This window comes from Flavobacterium oncorhynchi, from assembly GCF_002217355.1.
Classification (GTDB): domain Bacteria; phylum Bacteroidota; class Bacteroidia; order Flavobacteriales; family Flavobacteriaceae; genus Flavobacterium; species Flavobacterium oncorhynchi.
On record NZ_MUHA01000044.1, the window covers coordinates 1 to 18,747 of the forward strand.

The 18,747-nt window shown below is 33.6% G+C and carries 17 protein-coding genes; 12 read left to right on the plus strand and 5 right to left on the minus strand.

All coding sequences use genetic code 11. The features are described 5' to 3' along the window. The first annotated feature begins 93 nt into the window (after positions 1-93). The 4 genes from B0A75_RS20160 to B0A75_RS20175 all read left to right on the plus strand — a co-directional run bounded on the left by B0A75_RS20160 (position 94) and on the right by B0A75_RS20175 (position 1,582). Complete coding sequence (locus B0A75_RS20160; protein WP_041515697.1) at positions 94-468, plus strand: ArsR/SmtB family transcription factor; 375 nt, start codon at positions 94-96, stop codon at positions 466-468. Next, a complete protein-coding gene (merTP, locus tag B0A75_RS20165; protein WP_041515696.1) occupies positions 465-1,064 on the plus strand; it encodes a mercuric transport protein MerTP in 600 nt (199 codons plus the stop codon). The genes B0A75_RS20160 and merTP overlap by 4 nt, the downstream gene beginning before the upstream one ends. Beyond that, positions 1,061-1,267 carry a GDCCVxC domain-containing (seleno)protein gene (locus B0A75_RS20780; protein WP_084607883.1) on the plus strand — a complete coding sequence of 69 codons (207 nt, stop codon included), beginning with the start codon at positions 1,061-1,063 and terminating at the stop codon, positions 1,265-1,267. The genes merTP and B0A75_RS20780 overlap by 4 nt, the downstream gene beginning before the upstream one ends. A gap of 135 nt (positions 1,268-1,402) precedes the next feature. Beyond that, the gene (locus B0A75_RS20175) at positions 1,403-1,582 is read left to right on the plus strand and encodes a hypothetical protein (RefSeq protein WP_089056062.1); all 180 of its coding nucleotides are present in this window, start codon (positions 1,403-1,405) and stop codon (positions 1,580-1,582) included. A 931-nt stretch (positions 1,583-2,513) separates the two neighbouring features. Here B0A75_RS20175 and B0A75_RS20180 read toward each other — a convergent pair. Further along, complete coding sequence (locus tag B0A75_RS20180; RefSeq protein ID WP_089056063.1) at positions 2,514-3,197, minus strand: 3-keto-disaccharide hydrolase; 684 nt, start codon at positions 3,195-3,197, stop codon at positions 2,514-2,516. 798 nt (positions 3,198-3,995) lie between these two features. Here B0A75_RS20180 and B0A75_RS20185 point away from each other — a divergent pair. Then, complete coding sequence (locus B0A75_RS20185) at positions 3,996-4,574, plus strand: helix-turn-helix domain-containing protein (RefSeq protein ID WP_089056064.1); 579 nt, start codon at positions 3,996-3,998, stop codon at positions 4,572-4,574. Between the two features lie 39 nt (positions 4,575-4,613). On the opposite strand, the gene B0A75_RS20190 is transcribed toward B0A75_RS20185, so the two are convergent. The 4 genes from B0A75_RS20190 to B0A75_RS20205 form a co-directional block, all read right to left on the minus strand. After that, positions 4,614-5,297: a phosphonatase-like hydrolase gene (locus tag B0A75_RS20190; protein ID WP_089056065.1), complete on the minus strand. Its 684-nt coding sequence runs from the start codon at positions 5,295-5,297 to the stop codon at positions 4,614-4,616. Then, a complete protein-coding gene (locus B0A75_RS20195) occupies positions 5,298-6,458 on the minus strand; it encodes a TIGR03364 family FAD-dependent oxidoreductase (RefSeq protein ID WP_089056066.1) in 1,161 nt (386 codons plus the stop codon). A 20-nt stretch (positions 6,459-6,478) separates the two neighbouring features. After that, positions 6,479-7,777 (minus strand): DUF5690 family protein, encoded by a 1,299-nt coding sequence (locus B0A75_RS20200; protein WP_208861291.1) that lies wholly within the window; start codon positions 7,775-7,777, stop codon positions 6,479-6,481. A 414-nt stretch (positions 7,778-8,191) separates the two neighbouring features. After that, positions 8,192-11,041, minus strand: coding sequence for a TonB-dependent receptor (locus B0A75_RS20205; protein WP_089056067.1), 2,850 nt, complete (start codon positions 11,039-11,041; stop codon positions 8,192-8,194). A gap of 640 nt (positions 11,042-11,681) precedes the next feature. Here B0A75_RS20205 and B0A75_RS20210 point away from each other — a divergent pair. From B0A75_RS20210 to B0A75_RS20240, 7 genes are read left to right on the plus strand one after another with little or no spacing between them, the layout of a single operon-like run. Further along, positions 11,682-12,443: a DeoR/GlpR family DNA-binding transcription regulator gene (locus B0A75_RS20210; RefSeq protein ID WP_089056068.1), complete on the plus strand. Its 762-nt coding sequence runs from the start codon at positions 11,682-11,684 to the stop codon at positions 12,441-12,443. 17 nt (positions 12,444-12,460) lie between these two features. Beyond that, positions 12,461-13,864 (plus strand): L-fucose/L-arabinose isomerase family protein, encoded by a 1,404-nt coding sequence (locus B0A75_RS20215; RefSeq protein ID WP_089056069.1) that lies wholly within the window; start codon positions 12,461-12,463, stop codon positions 13,862-13,864. A 54-nt stretch (positions 13,865-13,918) separates the two neighbouring features. Beyond that, positions 13,919-14,758, plus strand: a complete 840-nt coding sequence (locus tag B0A75_RS20220; RefSeq protein WP_089056070.1) for a transketolase — start codon at positions 13,919-13,921, stop codon at positions 14,756-14,758. Then, the gene (locus B0A75_RS20225; RefSeq protein ID WP_089056071.1) at positions 14,758-15,714 is read left to right on the plus strand and encodes a transketolase family protein; all 957 of its coding nucleotides are present in this window, start codon (positions 14,758-14,760) and stop codon (positions 15,712-15,714) included. Before B0A75_RS20220 ends, B0A75_RS20225 begins: the two co-directional genes overlap by 1 nt. Further along, on the plus strand, positions 15,711-16,631 hold the full coding sequence (locus B0A75_RS20230) for a D-ribose ABC transporter substrate-binding protein (protein WP_089056072.1): 921 nt from the start codon (positions 15,711-15,713) through the stop codon (positions 16,629-16,631). Before B0A75_RS20225 ends, B0A75_RS20230 begins: the two co-directional genes overlap by 4 nt. A gap of 2 nt (positions 16,632-16,633) precedes the next feature. Beyond that, complete coding sequence (locus tag B0A75_RS20235; protein ID WP_089056073.1) at positions 16,634-17,248, plus strand: DUF2291 domain-containing protein; 615 nt, start codon at positions 16,634-16,636, stop codon at positions 17,246-17,248. Position 17,249: 1 nt separating this feature from the next. Further along, positions 17,250-18,740: a sugar ABC transporter ATP-binding protein gene (locus B0A75_RS20240; protein ID WP_089056074.1), complete on the plus strand. Its 1,491-nt coding sequence runs from the start codon at positions 17,250-17,252 to the stop codon at positions 18,738-18,740. The last annotated feature ends 7 nt before the right edge of the window (positions 18,741-18,747 follow it).

Sequence of the window (18,747 nt, forward strand, 5' to 3'; positions counted from 1 at the left end):
ATATAACCGGAATTTGCAATCATTCATAAATTAAATTCAAATGTTTTATATTTTAGCACTTGCTTAAATAAGCAAATGATATATATTTGCATTATGGAAGAAATAACTTGTATACGACAACAGGCAGATATAAAGCAAATAATCCGCTGTAAAGACAGAGTATCAGAACTTAATACCTCATTTGACTATTTATCAAGTGGGCTTGAATTGGCTGGCAACAATGTGAGATTAAGAATTCTCTTTTTACTTTATGAAGAAAAACAGCTCTGTGTATGTGACATAAGTGATATTCTTGATATGGGTATTTCTGCAATTTCACAGCACTTGCGAAAACTAAAAGACAGAAAACTTATTGAAACCAAACGGGAATCGCAGACCATTTTCTATTCATTGACAAAGGAATATGAAAAAATGCTGAAACCTTTTTTCGAAATTTTAACCCAAAATGAAATTTTAGAAAAAATATGAAAACAGAGAATAAAATGATCGGAGCTGGATTTTTGACGGCAATAGCTGCTTCATTGTGCTGCATTACTCCCATATTAGCATTAGTTGCCGGAACAAGCGGGATTGCATCTGCTTTTTCATGGCTTGAACCAATGAGGCCTTATTTCATCGGCCTGACTGTTTTAATTATTGGTTTTGCGTGGTATCAAAAGCTGAAAACTAAAAAGCCGATAGACTGTAACTGCGATATAGAAGAAAAGCCGAAATTTGTTAATTCAAAAATGTTTTTAGGAATTATTACAGTATTTGCATCCCTCATGCTTTCGTTTCCTTACTATTCAAACATTTTTTATCCAAATACAGAAAAGAAAATCTCGGTCGCAAAAAAGTCCAGCAGTCAAAAAGCGGAATTTGCAATCAGCGGAATGACTTGTGCCAGCTGCGAAAAACATGTAAATCATGAAGTAAACAAATTGGCAGGAATAATAAATTCAGATGCAAATTATACCAATGGTAATGCTGTTGTAGAATTTGATAATTCTAAAACCACTATTTCAGAAATTGAAAAAGCAATTAATTCAACAGGCTATACAGTTACTAGCAAAAAATTAAAATGAAAATCGTTCTACAATCTACAATAACCTGCCCTCTTTGCTCCCACAGCAAAGAAGAAACAATGCCGACCGATGCATGCCAATTCTTCTACGAATGTGAAAACTGCAAACAAACACTTAGACCAAATCAGGGAGACTGTTGTGTATATTGTAGTTTTGGAAGTGTACCGTGTCCTCCAATTCAACAGGATAAAAAATGCTGCTAAATTGAATAATTTATAATGGTCAAATAGATTATCATGAACAAATTTCGACTATGAGAAACATCAATAAAACATAAGCCATTGCAACACAAATAATTACATAAATTTCATTATATTTATCATAATAATATTTTGGTTATGGAATATGAAAAATATGAATATAAAGGAAAAATTACACCTTTAAAAGCTCAAAAAATGCTGAAAGATGAAGGATTGAATGTTACTTTGGAAGAAGCAACAGATATTTTGAAATTTCTAGCTAATATGGCAGATGTAGCAGTGAGAAATTTTCTAAAAGAAAAAGAAGATACTTTGTAACCTATTTAACTTTAGCAAAATTTATTTTTAAAATCAAAAAATTCCTTACTGACAATGTTACAGAGAATTTGTTCTAAACATTGTAAATATTAGGAGGTAGTATAAAATAGTGTTCTGAGTTTTATGGAAAAATTGTTCCACATTGCATTTGGAATAGATATCTTTTTGTATCTATATGACTGAACTTTTAATTCTTAACTGAAAATACTCGGTATTTTACTATATTTGTATTAGAAAAAAGATTAATATTACTGCATATTAGTCCGTTAGTCTACAAAATTTTTGTGCATGATTTAATATTGAAATAATAAAAATTTGAATTTGGTGCAGAATCGGTGCACAAAGGTTCAAGACATAAATAAAAGTGGCATATACAGCGGTTTCAAGCCTAAGGTTCGAATCCTGCTCTCCCCACTAAAAAAGTCCTAATGAAAATTAGGACTTTTTTTATACATAAACTTTAAACTTATTTAAGACCGCAAGATTTGCAAATACTAAGATTCGTAGATTTTATTCTTTTATACTGTTTTTATTTTTTTTTAAACTGCTCAAAATCTCTGTGGCAAAATCACGGCAAAAATCCATGTAGAGTTCCCTAGAATTTTATCACAAAAAGCTATGGCAGATTAGTAGTAACTCTACTGTCATCTAAATCGAAATTAAGAAGAGAATGGAATCCTTTTTCTGCCACAACTAAATTCCCCTCTTTACATTCACTATCTGGTCTTTTTAGCAGCAACTTTACTCTACCCACAAAAACTGTTTGAGCATAATAGTAAAATAGAGGTTAAAATTAAATTTAAGTAAAACCTCAGCTCAAAACATGGAAAGAATTTTTCGTTACAAAATATTGAATCATTATATAGATTAGTAATTTTAAACTTTTTTATCTAGGAAGCAAAAATTTTACTGAAAGACCATTGACATATCACTAATCTAATTCTTTAATCACAATGTTGCGAAACCAGACATCGTTTCCATGATCCTGCAAAGCAATTTTTCCTTTTTTGAATGTTCCAAAATCCAGCCAATCTGCAAATTTGCTTCCCGCTACATTTTTTTTGAAATTATCACCCCAAAGAACAGTTTCTACTACTTTAACTCCATTAAGAATAAGGCTTAATTTACCTTTCCTGCTGATAATTTCAGCAGTATTCCATTCTCCTGCTGGTTTTACAGGTTCTGATTTACTTTGAATTAAATCATATAAATCTCCTGCTCGATGCTTAAGAATTTTTCCGTCTGGATGACCTGCATTGTCCAAAATTTGCATCTCCAATCCAGTACTATAAGTATTTTGGTATTTTGCAAGATTCTCATTTACATAAAAAATTATACCGCTGTTCCCATCCTGAGCTATTTTCCAATCCAATTTTAAATGAAAATCTCTAAATTCAGCATCTGTTACTAAATCTCCTCCTTGTCCATCTTTTGCTTCTGTGGGATCAAAATGTAATATGCCATCTTCTGCTTTCCATGCTTTTCCTGCAGATTTTTCACCGTAAGCATGCCAGCCCTTTGTCGTTTTACCGTCAAAAAGGGACTTAAAACTTTTCTGTGCCTGTATGGCTTGTATTGCAAAGAAAACAACTAATGAAATTATAACTTTTTTCATTTTAATATTTTTATTAATCGGTTAAAACTATATTTTTTATTGTAACAGGTGGGACAGAAACCAAATCTTTCAAAAAAGTAAATTTAAAATTTTATTCTGCGTAAACAAGTTATAGCCAATTATAAAATTTTCAGCAATTAGATAAGCATTATGTTTTAAACTCTTTCCAATTACAAATCAGTTCTCGATTATTTTGAAATAGAACACAAATAAAAAACAGAACAAACTAATCAATTATACAAATAAAATCTTACACTTATACCACAAAAGAAGCACAGCAGTAAAACACAAACTAAACAACTAAAAAACAAGGAATTAATCACTTTTTTTTATAGCAACAAGGGTTTAACAAAATAAAAAATGCAGTATAGGCAGGGATTTAAACGATTAAGTTCGAATCCTGCTCTCCCCACCAAAAAAGTCCTAATGAAAATTAGGGCTTTTTTTTTATACATAAACTTTAAATTTATTTAAGACAGCAAGATTTGTAAACACTAGAATTCGCAGATTTTATTCTTTTGTACTGTTTTTCATTTTTCTTAAAACCGTTCAAAATCTTGGTAAAAACAAAATACACGAAAGATCATAAAAGACCCAGCGTATTTGGAATTTTTAGAATTGAAGCATAAAGCTGCGTATTGTAAAAAATAAAGCTAGAATACTTATTATTTGCTTCTTTGACAACTAATTTCCCACGATTTACCAATCCCTGTTTATTATGAACCTAACCCAAATAATCATTTTGAATTGTAAAGTTATTTTAAGACTTTTACGATTACATTGTTTATCACATATTTTATGGAAGATTATCTTATTGGCTTAGGAAAAAGAATTAAAGAAATTCGCAAAAAAAACAGCCTTACTATTAATACAGTTGCCACAAATGCAGATGTAAGTAACGGCCTTATTTCACGCATTGAAAATGGTAGAACTATACCATCGCTTCCGGTTCTTTTACACATTATACAAGCACTCGGAATTGAGGTATCGGATTTTTTTAACGGTCTTCCAAAATCTGATAAAAGCAATTTTATAATTTCCAGAAAAGAAGACAACGCCGTAATTGAAAAAGAAGATGAAGCCAAAGGGTTCTCATACCTTTCTATTTTTGGCAAACAATTATCTTCTGTAGCTTTTGAAGCAGTTTTACTTGAAGTACAACCGGGTTCGCAACGCGGAAAAGTGGAAACCGATGCTTACGAATTTAAATATATTTTAAGTGGTGAATGCTGGTATATTATTGGCGAAGAAGAAGTTTTACTTAAAGAAGGAGATTCTATTTTTTTTGACGGAAGAATTCCGCACGTTCCAGTAAACAAAGGAAATATTCCTTCAAAAATGCTGGTACTTTATTTCTTTCTGGCTAAAAATGAATAAACCCGCCCTTTACAGACGGGTTTACTGAGCCATAACTTCTTATTGAAATAAAATACCTTCAAGCTCTGTTACATCATTCAAAATATAATCGGGATTAGCTATTTCTAGCTGTTCTTTATTCTGCGCTCCGCTAAGAACACCAACTGTTATTGCGCATCCGGAATTTTTTCCCTCCATAATATCAATTTCCGAATCCCCTGCTTTTAAAACCTGAGCAGGATTTGTGATCCCAAACTTAGCCATTGCCATTTGAATCATATCTGGATTTGGCCTTCCGTTTACAACATCATCAGATGTAATCAATGCATCTATCTGATGGCCTACTTTCCAATTTAATTTCTGCAATAATTTATTGGCTGTTTTAGAATCATATCCTGTGTTCAGCGCAATTTTAATATCATGTTTCCTTAAAGAATCAAAAAAAGCTTCCATTCCGTTAAAAGTAGAAATCTGAGCTTCATCATAAGCCGTTTCCAAAGCAACTTTAAAATTATCAAAAGCTTTATCAGCAATCGTTTTTATATCAACATTTGTAGTACAGGCAGTTAAAACATCGGTTATGGCCGTATGCTTTTCCTTACCAGCGCCATAAAGTAAAACCTCATCAAGCGAAACCGAAAATCCTTCCTGATTAATCACTTTTTGAACGGTTTTATATACAAGATTATTCTCATTTACGGTAGTTCCTGCCATATCAAAAACTACTAGTTTAATATCTATCATCTATTTTAAATTAAATATGTTCTTAATGTTTTCTTTAGAAAATCCTGCACTTCCTGTCATGCCTTTTCCTCCAATTCCTGTTATTATATGAATGTTGTTTTCTACAGTATATTCAAAAATATCATTCTCTTTGCACTGAGAATACATACCATACCAACGGTTTTGTATTTCGTAAGTTGGCAGGTTGAATATTTTTTTTGCTTCAGCAATCATAAATTCGTCGACATCCATTCGTAAATCAAATCCGAGGTCGTCGATATTGGCTGCATCAGCATATTCATGCGAATCTCCAATAATAACAGATCCGTCTGTTGCTTGTTTAAACAAAATATGAACACCCCATTCTTTCTCAAAACTATCTAATGCTTCTTTTGCTTTAATTCCGTCAAAAGAAGGACATTCATAAAAAGCCTCATAACGACGAATAGAAAGTCCTGTTAATACCGAACCGTTTAATTGATAATTAGGTTGCGGCTTTGTTTGAAGCATTTGCAATTTTGTCACTTCAAGATCACTTTTTGCAAATACATCCGGATATAATGTTTTGAACTCTGAACCGCAGCACAATATTACTTTTGACGTTTTATGGATTTCTCCGTTAGCGGTTAGAACTGCAACTTCATTTGAAAGCGAATCACAACGCACTACTTTTGTATTTCCAAAATACACTAAACCTTTATTTTTTATTAGAAACTCCAATAAACGGTTTATCATTATTCTTGGCTCGACTGTAACTTCTTCAGGAAAAAAAAGTCCTGCTTTTACATAGCCATTTCGCAAGCCTGGATATTTTTCAAGACATTGCTCTTTTGTCAGCAATAGCGACTCGTAGCCATTATTTTTATTTATGATGCTCAATTCTTCAATAAGCTGCACTTCTTCGTCATTTGAAGCTAAATATACTGAGCCGTTTTTCCGAATCGAAATATCAAACTGGCTTTGAATATCATTATAAATTTTTAGACTCTCTCGTCCATAATTTTGCCATTTTGTATCCATTCCGGACGGCACTACCTGACCAAAATTACGTACTGTAGCACTTACCGGCAGTTTGTCTTTTTCTATTATAGCAACTTTTAAACCTTTTTGTAAAGCATGGTAAGCATGAAAAGTACCTAAAACTCCGCCACCAATAACAATTAAATCGTATTTAGTATTCATTTTTAATTAATTATAAAAATTTAAGAACAAAGCATTGCTGCTGATTTTTGTTTCCTCTGTAAAAAACGTCGATTGAAATACCACATAGAAAACAGTGTAATCATTCCGATCATTATAGCCGACGTAATATTTAACGATACGAAAAACTGAGTCCAGCTCTTATTAAAACCTGTAATTTCTTTTAAGACAAGTACCATAACACTTCCCAAATAACCAAAAGCATCGGCTATATAAAACAGAAAACCAACATTTCCTTTAAAACTTAACAAAGCCACAAGTCGCTCAAAAATCAGGCAATGAAATAAAATATAAGGCAAATAAACCCCGATACCGCTAATAATCATCCAGCAAACCGGAGACATTAAATGATTATTAAACAAAACCGTCGAAATCAAAACCATTACTGAACCCAATATCGTAAGACTCATCCCGATGTTATAAGCCAATTTATTTTTACGTACTAATGTTCCTGCAGCGGCAATTAATAAAACGGTTATCGCAACAGGAATTTCTGTTAGTGTGATAATTTTTGGTGTGCCCGAATAACCTTGATCTGCCCAAAACTCAACAATAAAATTATCTCTAAAATCTCTTACAATGGTCAGCAAAACATAAATCGCAACTAAACCAAAATACCCTATCCAATTTTTTCTTAAAAAATCTTTTCTTTCTTTTTTATACATTGGCTGCCTTTCGGAACGTTCTTTTATATCACTTTCGCTTGGTGCTTTCGAATAATTAAGAACGATAACAGAAAGCAGAAAAAGCGGAAAAAAAAGCAATCCTGTAAAAAAGGGCATATTATATTCGCTTACATTAAAATCACGCATTAAAAGCAAACCAGCCGTTTTCACAAGTCCGGTCGAAAATATAAAAGTAGCACTAAGCGCTGCAGCCAACAACTCAGTGTTTTTTCTACCTTCAATGTAGGAGAATACAATTCCGAAAACCATCCCTAAAGGCAATCCGTTAAAGAACAATGCCAATACTTTTAACTTAGGGGGTACGATTGCAAATAACCCCAACATTGCCAAACTGAAAGTTATAAAACACACCAGCCAAATCGCTCTTTTTTCTTTCTTCATTTCAGAAATCACCTTGATTCCGATGAATTTTGAAACCATATAACCCAAAACCTGACTGATCACTAAAGTGATCTTTGCGTTTAGTCCAAAACCTAGAGAAAGATCCACATATTGGCCTGCTAGAAACGACTTTCGTATAGCATACATTCCTGTGTAACACAAAAAGACCGCTAGAATAATTAACATCGTCGATGTTTTTTTACCATTTGTAAACTTATTTACCTTCTTAAGCATAATTAATCTGTTTTTACAAATACAAAAGTAGCGTTCAAAACAAAGACTAATATTAAGCAAAAGTAAACATATTATTAATTATTTTACAAATAGTAAAATTTATTTTACAATAAAAATGCAATAAAAAGAACAATAAAAAACACCAACACTATATAAATCAATATATTAAATATTTAAAAAGCTATTTTTCCTTCAATTAACAATTAAGTCAAATGTAAATTTTCTATGAAGTGTATTTTTAAAGTTTCTAAATGAAAACATCAAATCAATCAAAAAATTACAAATAGTAAAATTCCATATTTCAGATCGAATAAAAATTTCAGTATTACAAAATAACTAATCTCCTAAAAAAAAGGAAAAGCCGGCATAAAACCGACTCTTCCAATAAAAAAAAACATCAAACAAAATTTTATTCTATAGGCTCCATTTAACCCCCATTTGCCCTCTGATTCCGTAAAGTTCTACTTGTTTTGGTCGGCTGTCATCTCCATAATAATATTCTAATTTATCATTAAGAAGATTGTTTGCTTCGGCAAAAATTGTAAAATGCTTCGTTAATTTGAATGAAAATGTAGCGTCTAATGCAGAATAAGCACCATAATAAACATCATCTCTATCTAAACCACTTGTACCATGTTCAGTAATATATTTTGACTTAAAGTTATAAGCTGCTCTAACATTTATTCTTCCTTTTTCATAATACAACTGCGCATTTGCTAAATGATCACCTTGTCTAGGTAAACTGGTTTTTCCTGCGCGACCTGGAATTGTCATTTGCGACTTAGTGAAAGTATAGTTAGCTTGAACACCAAAACCATTCAGGAATCCTGGAAGAAAATCAAACTTTTTATTTCCACTAATTTCAGCACCAAAAAGCCATGCATTATCACCATTCATTGGTTGTGAGATTTCTACTCCTGTATGTCCGTTGATATCGCCTTGTTTGGTATCCATAAAAATAGGATCGGTAATCGTTTTGTAAAACACTCCAGCAGAAACAACATCAAGTTTTCCAAAATAATGTTCTCCCATCAAATCAAAATTATACGAATATGTAGGATTCACATCCGGATTACCTCCGTCATATTCATTATCAGCAGCCAAATAAGTACCACCTGGCGCTAAATAACCAAAATCAGGTCTTGTAAAAGTTCTCGTTGCCGCCAATCTTAGATTTGTATTTTCTTCAGGAGAATATTTTAAGTGAAGCATTGGCAAAAGCGATAGATAGTTTTTTGTTTTTGTAACTTTAGAAAGTAATCCATCAGGATTTTCAGGTGTTACATCATATTGATAACCGCTCACTTTTGTATTGGTATTGGTTGCTCTCAAACCTCCCAAAAAGGTAAGCTTACTATTTATTTTATACGTCGCCATTCCGTATACAGAGGTATGCGTTTCATCAACATTGAAGTTACGCCCTAATCCGCCGCCATTGGCAAGAATTTCAGAATCGCTTTCAGACAATTTCAAATTACCGTTATTAAAATTATCATTGTAAAACTGATTCATACCAGTTGGAGAAAGTACTGGTCCAAAACTATTTCCGATATTAGTATGAAGCTCTTTCAGGTATTCCGTTCCTTTGGGCTGCATAATATTGTATTGTCCATAACTTGCCAAAGTTGGCAATGCTGCCGCTCCGCTCCAATTGTAAAACTCATCTGCAAAAGTGGCAATTCTGTCTTTATCTCTAAATTTAGCACCAAACTTTAAGTTAAGATTTTCATTCGCATCAAATTCATAATTCGCCGATGCTACAATATTATCTCTTTCTTTTACAGCTACTTTATAAAGTTCCAACGTGCTAAATTTCATCAAATTAGGACTATCCTGAAAATTAGGATTTGATAAATAACCAAACATATTACCCGTATTCATATATCCTCCATCAGAATCCCAATAAGCTCTAGGACCGTTTCCTCTATCCTGAAGATAAGCAGGATTTAAACCTACTCCGTCTTGTTTAAAAAACACAGAATAATAACTGTTATTTTGAGCGTCAGGAACATTTCCGTAATAAAACGCTGTACTGTAATGCGCTGCACTCCAATCAAAAACACCTTTGTTTCCGATATGCTTTCCTCCAACTTCACCGCCATAGAAATCAAAGTTCAATTCGTTGTAGATATTTTGAAGTTCTACTCTTCCTGTATTTGTTGCTGCATTGAATTTATCAAAACGTATACGACGTTTAAAGTGCGTTTCTTCATCAAGAAGTTTCCCGTAATTCAGTTTTACAAAAAACTTATTTCTTTCGTTTGGATTAAATTCAAATCCGCCGTTAAAGCCTGTTGTATGTCTTTCACCAGTATAATCTCTTAATTCTAAACGATAAACACCTTCATCTCCAGATCTTCTTGCTTCAAAATTATCAGAAGCCCAATTTCTGTTCCATTGCGAAAAATTCAATATATAGCCAAATTTTCCATTCTTAGATTTATCTCCAACCAAAACAGACCCACTGTAAATTCCTTTATCCGATTTTGCATTGTATCCCATACCAATACTAGCGTCTACAGTAAATTTAGAAGGCGCCGTTTTTGTTATAAAATTCACGCTTCCGCCTAATGCATCAGCATCTATGTCTGGTGTTAAGGCTTTAGAAACCTCAACATAACCAATCATTTCCGTCGGAAAAAAATCAAATGCCGTAGCTCTGCTTGCCCCTTCGTCGGCCGCAGTTGGAATTCGGTTTCCATTCATTGTAGTAGAACTCCATTCAGCAGGCAGTCCTCGCACGGCCACATAACGCCCTTCGCCCTGATCACGCTCAATAGATACGCCGGGAACACGTTGTACCGCTTCTGCTGCATTACGATCTGGAAGTTTTCCGATACCGTCAGCCGCTATAACATTTACCAAATTGATTGCATTTTTTTGAATATTTAATGCTTTAGCTTCACTAAGTCTTTTTGAATTATCTTTTACAACTACTTCATCCAGATTATTTGAAGAAGCTTTCAGCAAAATATTTGGAACAACCATTACTTTACCAGCGCCGATTGTAATTTTCTGGTTGATTTTTTCGTAACCTAAATAAGTAACTACGATTTCATAATCTCCGGCTTCAATTCCGGTAATATTGTAACTTCCTTCAAAATCTGTTGAAGTATTTTTTTGAGTCCCATTCAACTGTACAATCGCACCCGGAAGCGGAAATGCACCATCAAACACTTTACCTTTAATAGCTCCTTTTTGCCCTGCTGCTGTAAGCGAAACCAATAAAAAAGCTACATAAATCAAAAACCTATTTTTTTCCATTTCAGTTAAATTATTAATATTAGTAAATATTTCACTGCAAAAATGTATATAAATTTACTTATAGTAAATTTTTAGATTTTAAGAAATCCTTAACAGAGGATTATTGTTATGTAATTTTAATGTTAACAACGTCAGTTTATTGAAGGTGAAATTAAAAACAAACACAAAGTATAAACATTCAAAAAAATATTTACAAATAGTAATAATTACTATTTCCTGAAGCAATACAAGAAGCTACAGAAAGATAGACAGCTAACAAAACAAAGACTCAAAGAATTCAAGTTCACAAACTTTATTATAATCTTTTCAGTTTAAAACTTACAGTTTTCTTCTTCTGAATACCATAAATTATAATAAACAAAGAAATTAGCAACATCCAACACAAACAACTAAATAATGCTATTTATATTATTTTTCCATTCTAAAAAAGAAACCAACAACACAGTTATAGACACAAACAACTAATACACAACACCTTGTTATTTAAAAAAGCAAAAACTTAAATTTTCTTTTTCTTTCTTTTATTTTGTTTTGTTTTTCTTTTATTTTGTTTTACATTTGCTTTATATTTGTTTTGCATCTACTTTAATTTGTTTTGCAATTGTTTATATTTGTTATTCACATATTAAAAACAAATAACATGTTAGCAAATCAAAGAAGAGAAAAAATATTAGACCTGTTAAAAGAAGATGGTTTTGCAAAAGTGAACGATTTAGCTCGCTTATTCAAAGTCACAGAAGTTACGGTACGTCAAGACCTTGAAAAATTAGAAAGCGAAGGATTGATCCTTAAGGAACATGGAGGAGCAAGCATTAAAAATGTAGAGGATCAGGTTAGAAGTTTTTCGCTGCAACGTCAGGAAAACTTGGAACAAAAATCGGCTATTGCGCAGAAATGTCTGGAATTCATAGAAAATGGAGATACCATTATTCTCGATTCAGGTTCAACAACAACAGAAATCGCAAAAAAACTAAAAGGTCATAAACGATTAACTGTAATTACAAATGCATTAAACATCGCTTTATTATTAGGTGCTGATCCGGATATCGAAGTGATTATGACCGGAGGCGAATTCAAGCCGCCAACATTATCACTTACAGGACAAAAAGCCGCAGACTTTTTTAAAGGATTACATGTTCAGAAGTTATTTTTAGCCACGGCAGGAATCTCATTAAAAGCAGGACTTACCTACCCAAGTATTAGCGATTTGGTTGTAAAAAAAGCAATGATTGAAGCTGCAGAAGTAACGTACCTAGTAGCCGATAGTACAAAAGTAGGGAAAAGCGCATTAGCCAGTTTAGGAGCATTATCCTTAATTGACTACATAATAACTGATGATAACATCGAGGAAAAACACAAACAAGTATTTAGAGACAATGAAATTGAAGTAATAATAGCATAAAAAAACAAAACCAAAGAATGACAACATCAACATTAGGAGTAATTATTGGAAATAGAGATTTTTTTCCAGACAGTTTAGTAGAAAAGGCCAGATTTGAAATTATTGAAATTTTAGCAAAATTAAACATCAAACCTATTTTACTAGACAGTACCGACACCAAATTAGGCGGAGTAGAAACGTATAAAGAAGCACAAAAATGTGCAGAATTATTCAAAAGACACCAAGACGAAATTATGGGTGTCCTTGTTTTGCTGCCTAATTTTGGGGATGAAAAAGGTGTTGCCGATACATTAAAACTAGCCAATCTAAATGTTCCAGTTCTTATTCAGGCCTATCCAGATGAGTTAACCAAAATGAATGTGGTTAACAGACGTGATTCGTGGTGCGGTAAAATCTCAGTTTGCAATAATTTATATCAATATGGAATAAAATACTCTTTGACAAGTCAGCATGTAATGAGTCCTTCTGACCCAGTTTTCCAGAAAGACTTACTAGATTTTACTGCTGTCTGCAGAGTGGTAAAAGGAATGCGAAATGTAAGAATCGGCGCTATTGGAGCCAGACCGGGAGCCTTTAATACCGTTCGTTATTCTGAAAAAATATTACAAAGAAACGGCATTACCGTAACCACAGTAGATTTGTCTGAAATTCTAGGAAAAGCAAATAAACTGACAGCTGAGGATGCATCGGTAAAAAAACATTTAGAATCTATTAATGCTTATGTCGCTCAAGGCAAAACACCAAATGAGGCTATGCTTCAAATTGCCAAATTAGATGTGGTATTAAAAGATTTCATGGAAGAATATGCTCTGGATGCAACTGCCATCCAATGCTGGACTTCATTACAGCAAAACTACGGCTGCAATGTATGTACAAGTATGAGTATCATGAGTGAAAACATGCTTCCAAGTGCTTGTGAGGTTGATGTTACAGGAACTTTGAGTATGTATGCCATGCAATTAGCATCAGGATCACCAAGTGCATTGGTAGACTGGAACAATAACTACGCTGATGATCCTGAAAAATGTGTTTTATTTCACTGTGGAAACTGGGCTAAATCATTCCTGCCGGACATTCAGTTAAGCACTGCTCCTATTCTTGGAACTACAGTTGGAGTCGAAAACACTTATGGTGCTTTAGACGGAAGAACACCCGCAATGCCACTAACTTATGGTAGAATCAGTACTGACGATCCTAAAGGTATTATTAAAGTATATATTGGTGAAGGCGAACTTACAGACGACGCACTAAACACTTTTGGGAATAGAGCTGTAGCTCAAATACCTGACTTGCAAGGGCTAATGCAATACATTTGTAAAAACGGATTTGAACATCACGTAGTAATGAATGCTTCAAAAACTGCTGCCATCTTAGAAGAAGCTTTAGGTAATTACATGGGTTGGGAAATTTACAGACACTAAATTGAATTAATCACATGGATTTGCAAAGTTTTACAAACGATAAATTAATATAAGATGCACATTGACGAATTAAAACGAAAATCAATTGAGAGTAGAAAAAAAATACTCAAATACATCTATAATGCCAAAGCAGGTCATACAGGAGGAAGTCTGTCTATTTTAGACATACTGAATGTCCTATACAATAATGTAATGAATGTTTCTCCTGAGAATTTCAATTCTAAGACCAGAGATATATTTATTCAAAGTAAAGGGCACTGTGTTGAAGCTTTATATGTGGTTTTAGCAGACAAAGGTTTTTTTCCTGAAGAAGATTTATTGACACTTTGCCAATATAATTCTCCTTACATAGGACATCCTACCAAAGCTATTCCTGGTATCGAGCAAAATACAGGAGGGTTAGGTCACGGTTTACCTATTTGTGCAGGAGCTGCTTTGGCTGCAAAAAGAGACAATTCAGATGTAAAGGTTTTCACTATTTTAGGTGACGGTGAAATGGCAGAAGGCTCTAATTGGGAAGCCATGATGTTTGCTGCACACTATAAATTAGATAATCTCTGTGCGATTTTAGATTACAATAAACTGCAAATTACTGCCCCAAACGCTGATGTTATGGGACTGGAGCCTATAGATCAAAAAATGGAAGCTTTTGGTTGGGCTGTGACCCATGTAGATGGACATAATTTAGAAGAACTTTCACAAGTACTCAATAATTTACCATTGAAAAGTGGTAAACCAAGCTTTATCATAGCACATACAACCAAAGGAAAAGGAATCAGTTACATGGAAAATGTATTGAAATGGCACCATGGCGTTCCTTCAAAAGAGCAATATGATTTGGCTATACAAGAGTTAGACAAACAATTACAAGAACTTGAAACTGTTTTAAAATAATGGTAGAAATAAAAACAATTGATGCCGCTAACCTCGAAGTCTTTTCTGAAGTTCTTCAATCGTTAGCAGCAACTGACAGAGATATTATGGTTGTGACGAGCGATTCTCGCGGCTCAGGAAAATTAGTGCCCTTTGGACAAAAATATCCTGAACAAATTGTTGAAGTCGGTATTGCCGAGCAAAATCTTGTAGGTGTTGCCACTGGTTTGGCTAGTATGGGCAAAAAAGCTTTTGCCGTTTCTCCTGCCTGTTTTCTTACAGCTCGAGCATTGGAACAAATTAAAAATGATGTAGCATATTCAGATAATGCCGTGAAATTAATCGGTATTAGTGCCGGCGTAAGTTATGGCGCTTTAGGAACTACACATCATAGTTTACATGATTTTGCAGCACTTAGAGCCATCAATAATATCACTATTGTGGCTCCTGCAGACAATTTTGAAACCGCTGAAGCTATCAAACAAGCAGCCGAAATGGAAAGTCCTATTTACTTACGTTTTGGTAAAAAGACAATGCCCGCTAACCTTAACTCGAATGTAACCGATTTTAAAATTGGAAAAGGACGTATCATTCAGGAAGGAAGTGATCTTACTTTTATTGCTACCGGTGAAGCTGTGCTTCCATGTCTTGAAGCTGCTAAACTGTTGGAAAAAGACCATAATATTTCCTGTAAAATAATCAGTTTACACACTATTAAACCATTAGATACAGAATTACTATTGGCTGCAGCCTCAAACAATAAACCCATTATTACTGTAGAGGAACACTCTATTAATGGCGGATTAGGCGAAGCAGTAGCTTCATTATTATTCCAAAATGGCTGCCTTAACAAATTTAAAATTATAGGATTGCCGGATGATCATACCGTTTCTGGTTCTCAAATAGAAATTTTCAATCATTATGGTTTATCAGCAGAAGGGTTAAAAAACACCGCTTTAAACCTAATAAAACCATGAAAACAAAACACCTCACCTTAGCCCTGTTAACATTGGTTTTAATCTTAGGATGCTCTTCAAAAGAGAAAGCTGAAAAACCAAAAATTGCAGTTGTGGTTTCCACATTAAACAATCCCTGGTTTGTAATGCTGGCAGAATCTGCAGCTGAAAATGCCCGAAAATTAGGTTATGAAGCGAAGATATTTGATTCGCAAAATAATCCTGCCATCGAATCGGATAATTTTGAAAACCTTATTTCTTCTGGATATGATGCCATTCTTTTAAACCCAACAGACTCTGACGGTTCAATTTCCAGTATCTTAAAAGCTAAAACTGCAGGAATTCCGGTTTTTTGTATGGATAGAGAAGTAAATGTGGATGATGCGGCAACAAGTCAAATTCTTTCGGATAACTACTCAGGTTGTGTTTCTATCGGAATTGAATTTGTAAAAGAATTAAAAGAAAAAGGAAATTATGTAGAAATCATTGGGCTTGTCGGTGACAACAACACCTGGGCAAGATCAAAAGGATTCCATTCGGTTGTCGATAAATTTCCAAACCTAAAAATGGTAGCACAACAAAGCGGAAATTTCGACCGAACTAAAGCCATGGAAGTTTTAGAAACTATTATGCAGGCAAATCCTGATATTGATGCTGTTTTTTGTGGCAATGATGCCATGGCAATGGGCGCTTTTCAAGCCTTGCAAGCAGCAGGAAAGGAATATAAAGTCAAAATTTTTGGATTTGATGGCGCTGGCGATGTAATTGAAAAAATTAGAGAAAAGAAAATTGCAGCGACCGGCATGCAATTTCCTAAAGTTATGGCTCAAACAGCTGCCCAATATGCAGATGAATATTTTAAAGGGAGAAGAGTTTTTCCTCAAAGAGTTCCTGTAGAAGTCGAATTAATAAACGTAGCAAACATAAAAGACTATTAAAGATGAAAAAAAAGTATGTTTATATTTTAGCCTTCCTTATAATAGCCATTTTAGGATATAATTCAGTTTATTTTAAAAAACTGAGCGATGTTAAAAAAGCACAAAAAGAATCTTTTGACTTTAAAGCTTATGCCGATTCCATTTACTATAAAGGCATTTTGAAAAGTAAAAAAACTATCGATTTAACTACGCTGATTGCTTCGGTAAAATCAGATCAGCAAGCTGCTTTTAAAAATTATGGAAACCGACTCGGAATAGGAAATTCAGCTTATTTTATGATTAAAAGCACCGGCAAAATTCTCGATATAAAAGATGGTATTTACACCATTGCCGACGAAAAAAATGGTATCATTTTCATTGACACCAAATACATTTTCGGAAATGCTTTAAGAGATGCTTCCGGTTTAGTTAAACTAACTGATTTTAAAACCAATGCTCAATTTAACTCAGTTTCAGAAAGCTTAAATGATATTGTTCGCAATGAAGTTCTGCCAAAAGAAATTAAAAAGGTGAAAATTGGTGATAGCATTTCATTCTCGGGAGCCATTAAATTGAGTAAAAAACAAACTCTGTTTACTGACCTTTTAATTATTCCATCACAAATTAAACTTCAGTAAATTGTTAGAAGCAATAAACATATCAAAAGAATTCCCAGGCGTAAAAGCACTTAATCAGGTAAATTTCAAATTTTATCCTGGAAAAGTCAATGCCATATTGGGAGAAAATGGCGCAGGAAAATCTACCTTGTTAAAAATTCTGACAGGTGTTTACACGCAATACGACGGCGAAATTCAGCTAAATGGACAAACAGTTTCATTTTCGAATATAAAAGAGGCACAAAATGCAGGTATAGCTATTATTCATCAGGAATTAAATTTGATTCCTGAACTGAGCGTAACAGAAAATCTGTTTCTGGGAAGAGAAATCTTAACTCCTCTTGGGCTTTTAGATGCTGCAAAAATGGAAACGGAAGCCAAACGCATTTTCGAAAAAATTCAATTGAATGTTTCTCCGAAAACATTGGTTCAACAACTTAAAGTAGGAGAACAACAACTAATCGAAATTGCAAAAGCACTGCTTTGTAATGCTGATGTTATTTTGATGGACGAACCTACTTCTGCTTTAAGCGACAAAGAAATAGACAACCTGCATCGTATTATTTATGAGTTAAAAAAAGAAGGCAAAACTATTGTCTACATTTCTCATAAAATGGATGAATTGTTCAAAATTGCTGAAAACTATACTGTTTTACGAGACGGCAACAGCATTGATGAGGGAGAAATGAAAAATGCTACTGAGCAGGATTTAATTCGAAAAATGGTAGGTCGTGACGTGCTTATTGAAAGAAAAAATACCCAAACTCAATTTCAAAACACTATTCTGAAAGTTGACAACCTTAATCTTGATCATCCCAGCAATAAGAAAAGAAAACTCCTGCATGACATTTCTTTCGAATTAAAAAAAGGCGAAATCCTGGGCATATTCGGTTTAATGGGAGCCGGCAGAACCGAACTTTTGGAAACCTTATTTGGTATGCATCCTGCAAATAGTGACTATAGTTTAGAAATTGACCAAAAAAATACATTTCACAAAAAACCAAAAGAAGCCATTGAAAATGGATTAGCTTTTGTGACGGAAGATCGTAAAACAGAAGGATTAATTTTAGGAATGGATATTTCATCCAATATAAGTCTGACCAGCTTACCTACCTTCGGAATTTTGAATCCTTCAAAAGACAAGCAATCTTCAAAGGATTATATTGAAAAATTGCGTATCAAAACACCATCTGAAATGCAGCTCTGCCAAAATTTAAGTGGCGGCAATCAACAAAAAGTAGTTCTTGCAAAATGGCTCGCGACCAATCCTCAAATTTTAATGATGGATGAGCCAACACGCGGAATAGATATAAATGCCAAAAATGAAATTTATAATCTAATAAAAGAACTTGCAACTAACCAAATGAGTATCATTTTAGTTTCTTCTGAAATTCCCGAAATACTAGCCCTTTCGGATCGAATTTTAGTAATGGCTGAAGGGAAAATTAAAGCCTCCTTTCTGACCAATGAAGCTAATGAAGATAAATTATTAAAATCAGCTTTACCAGAATAACCACAAC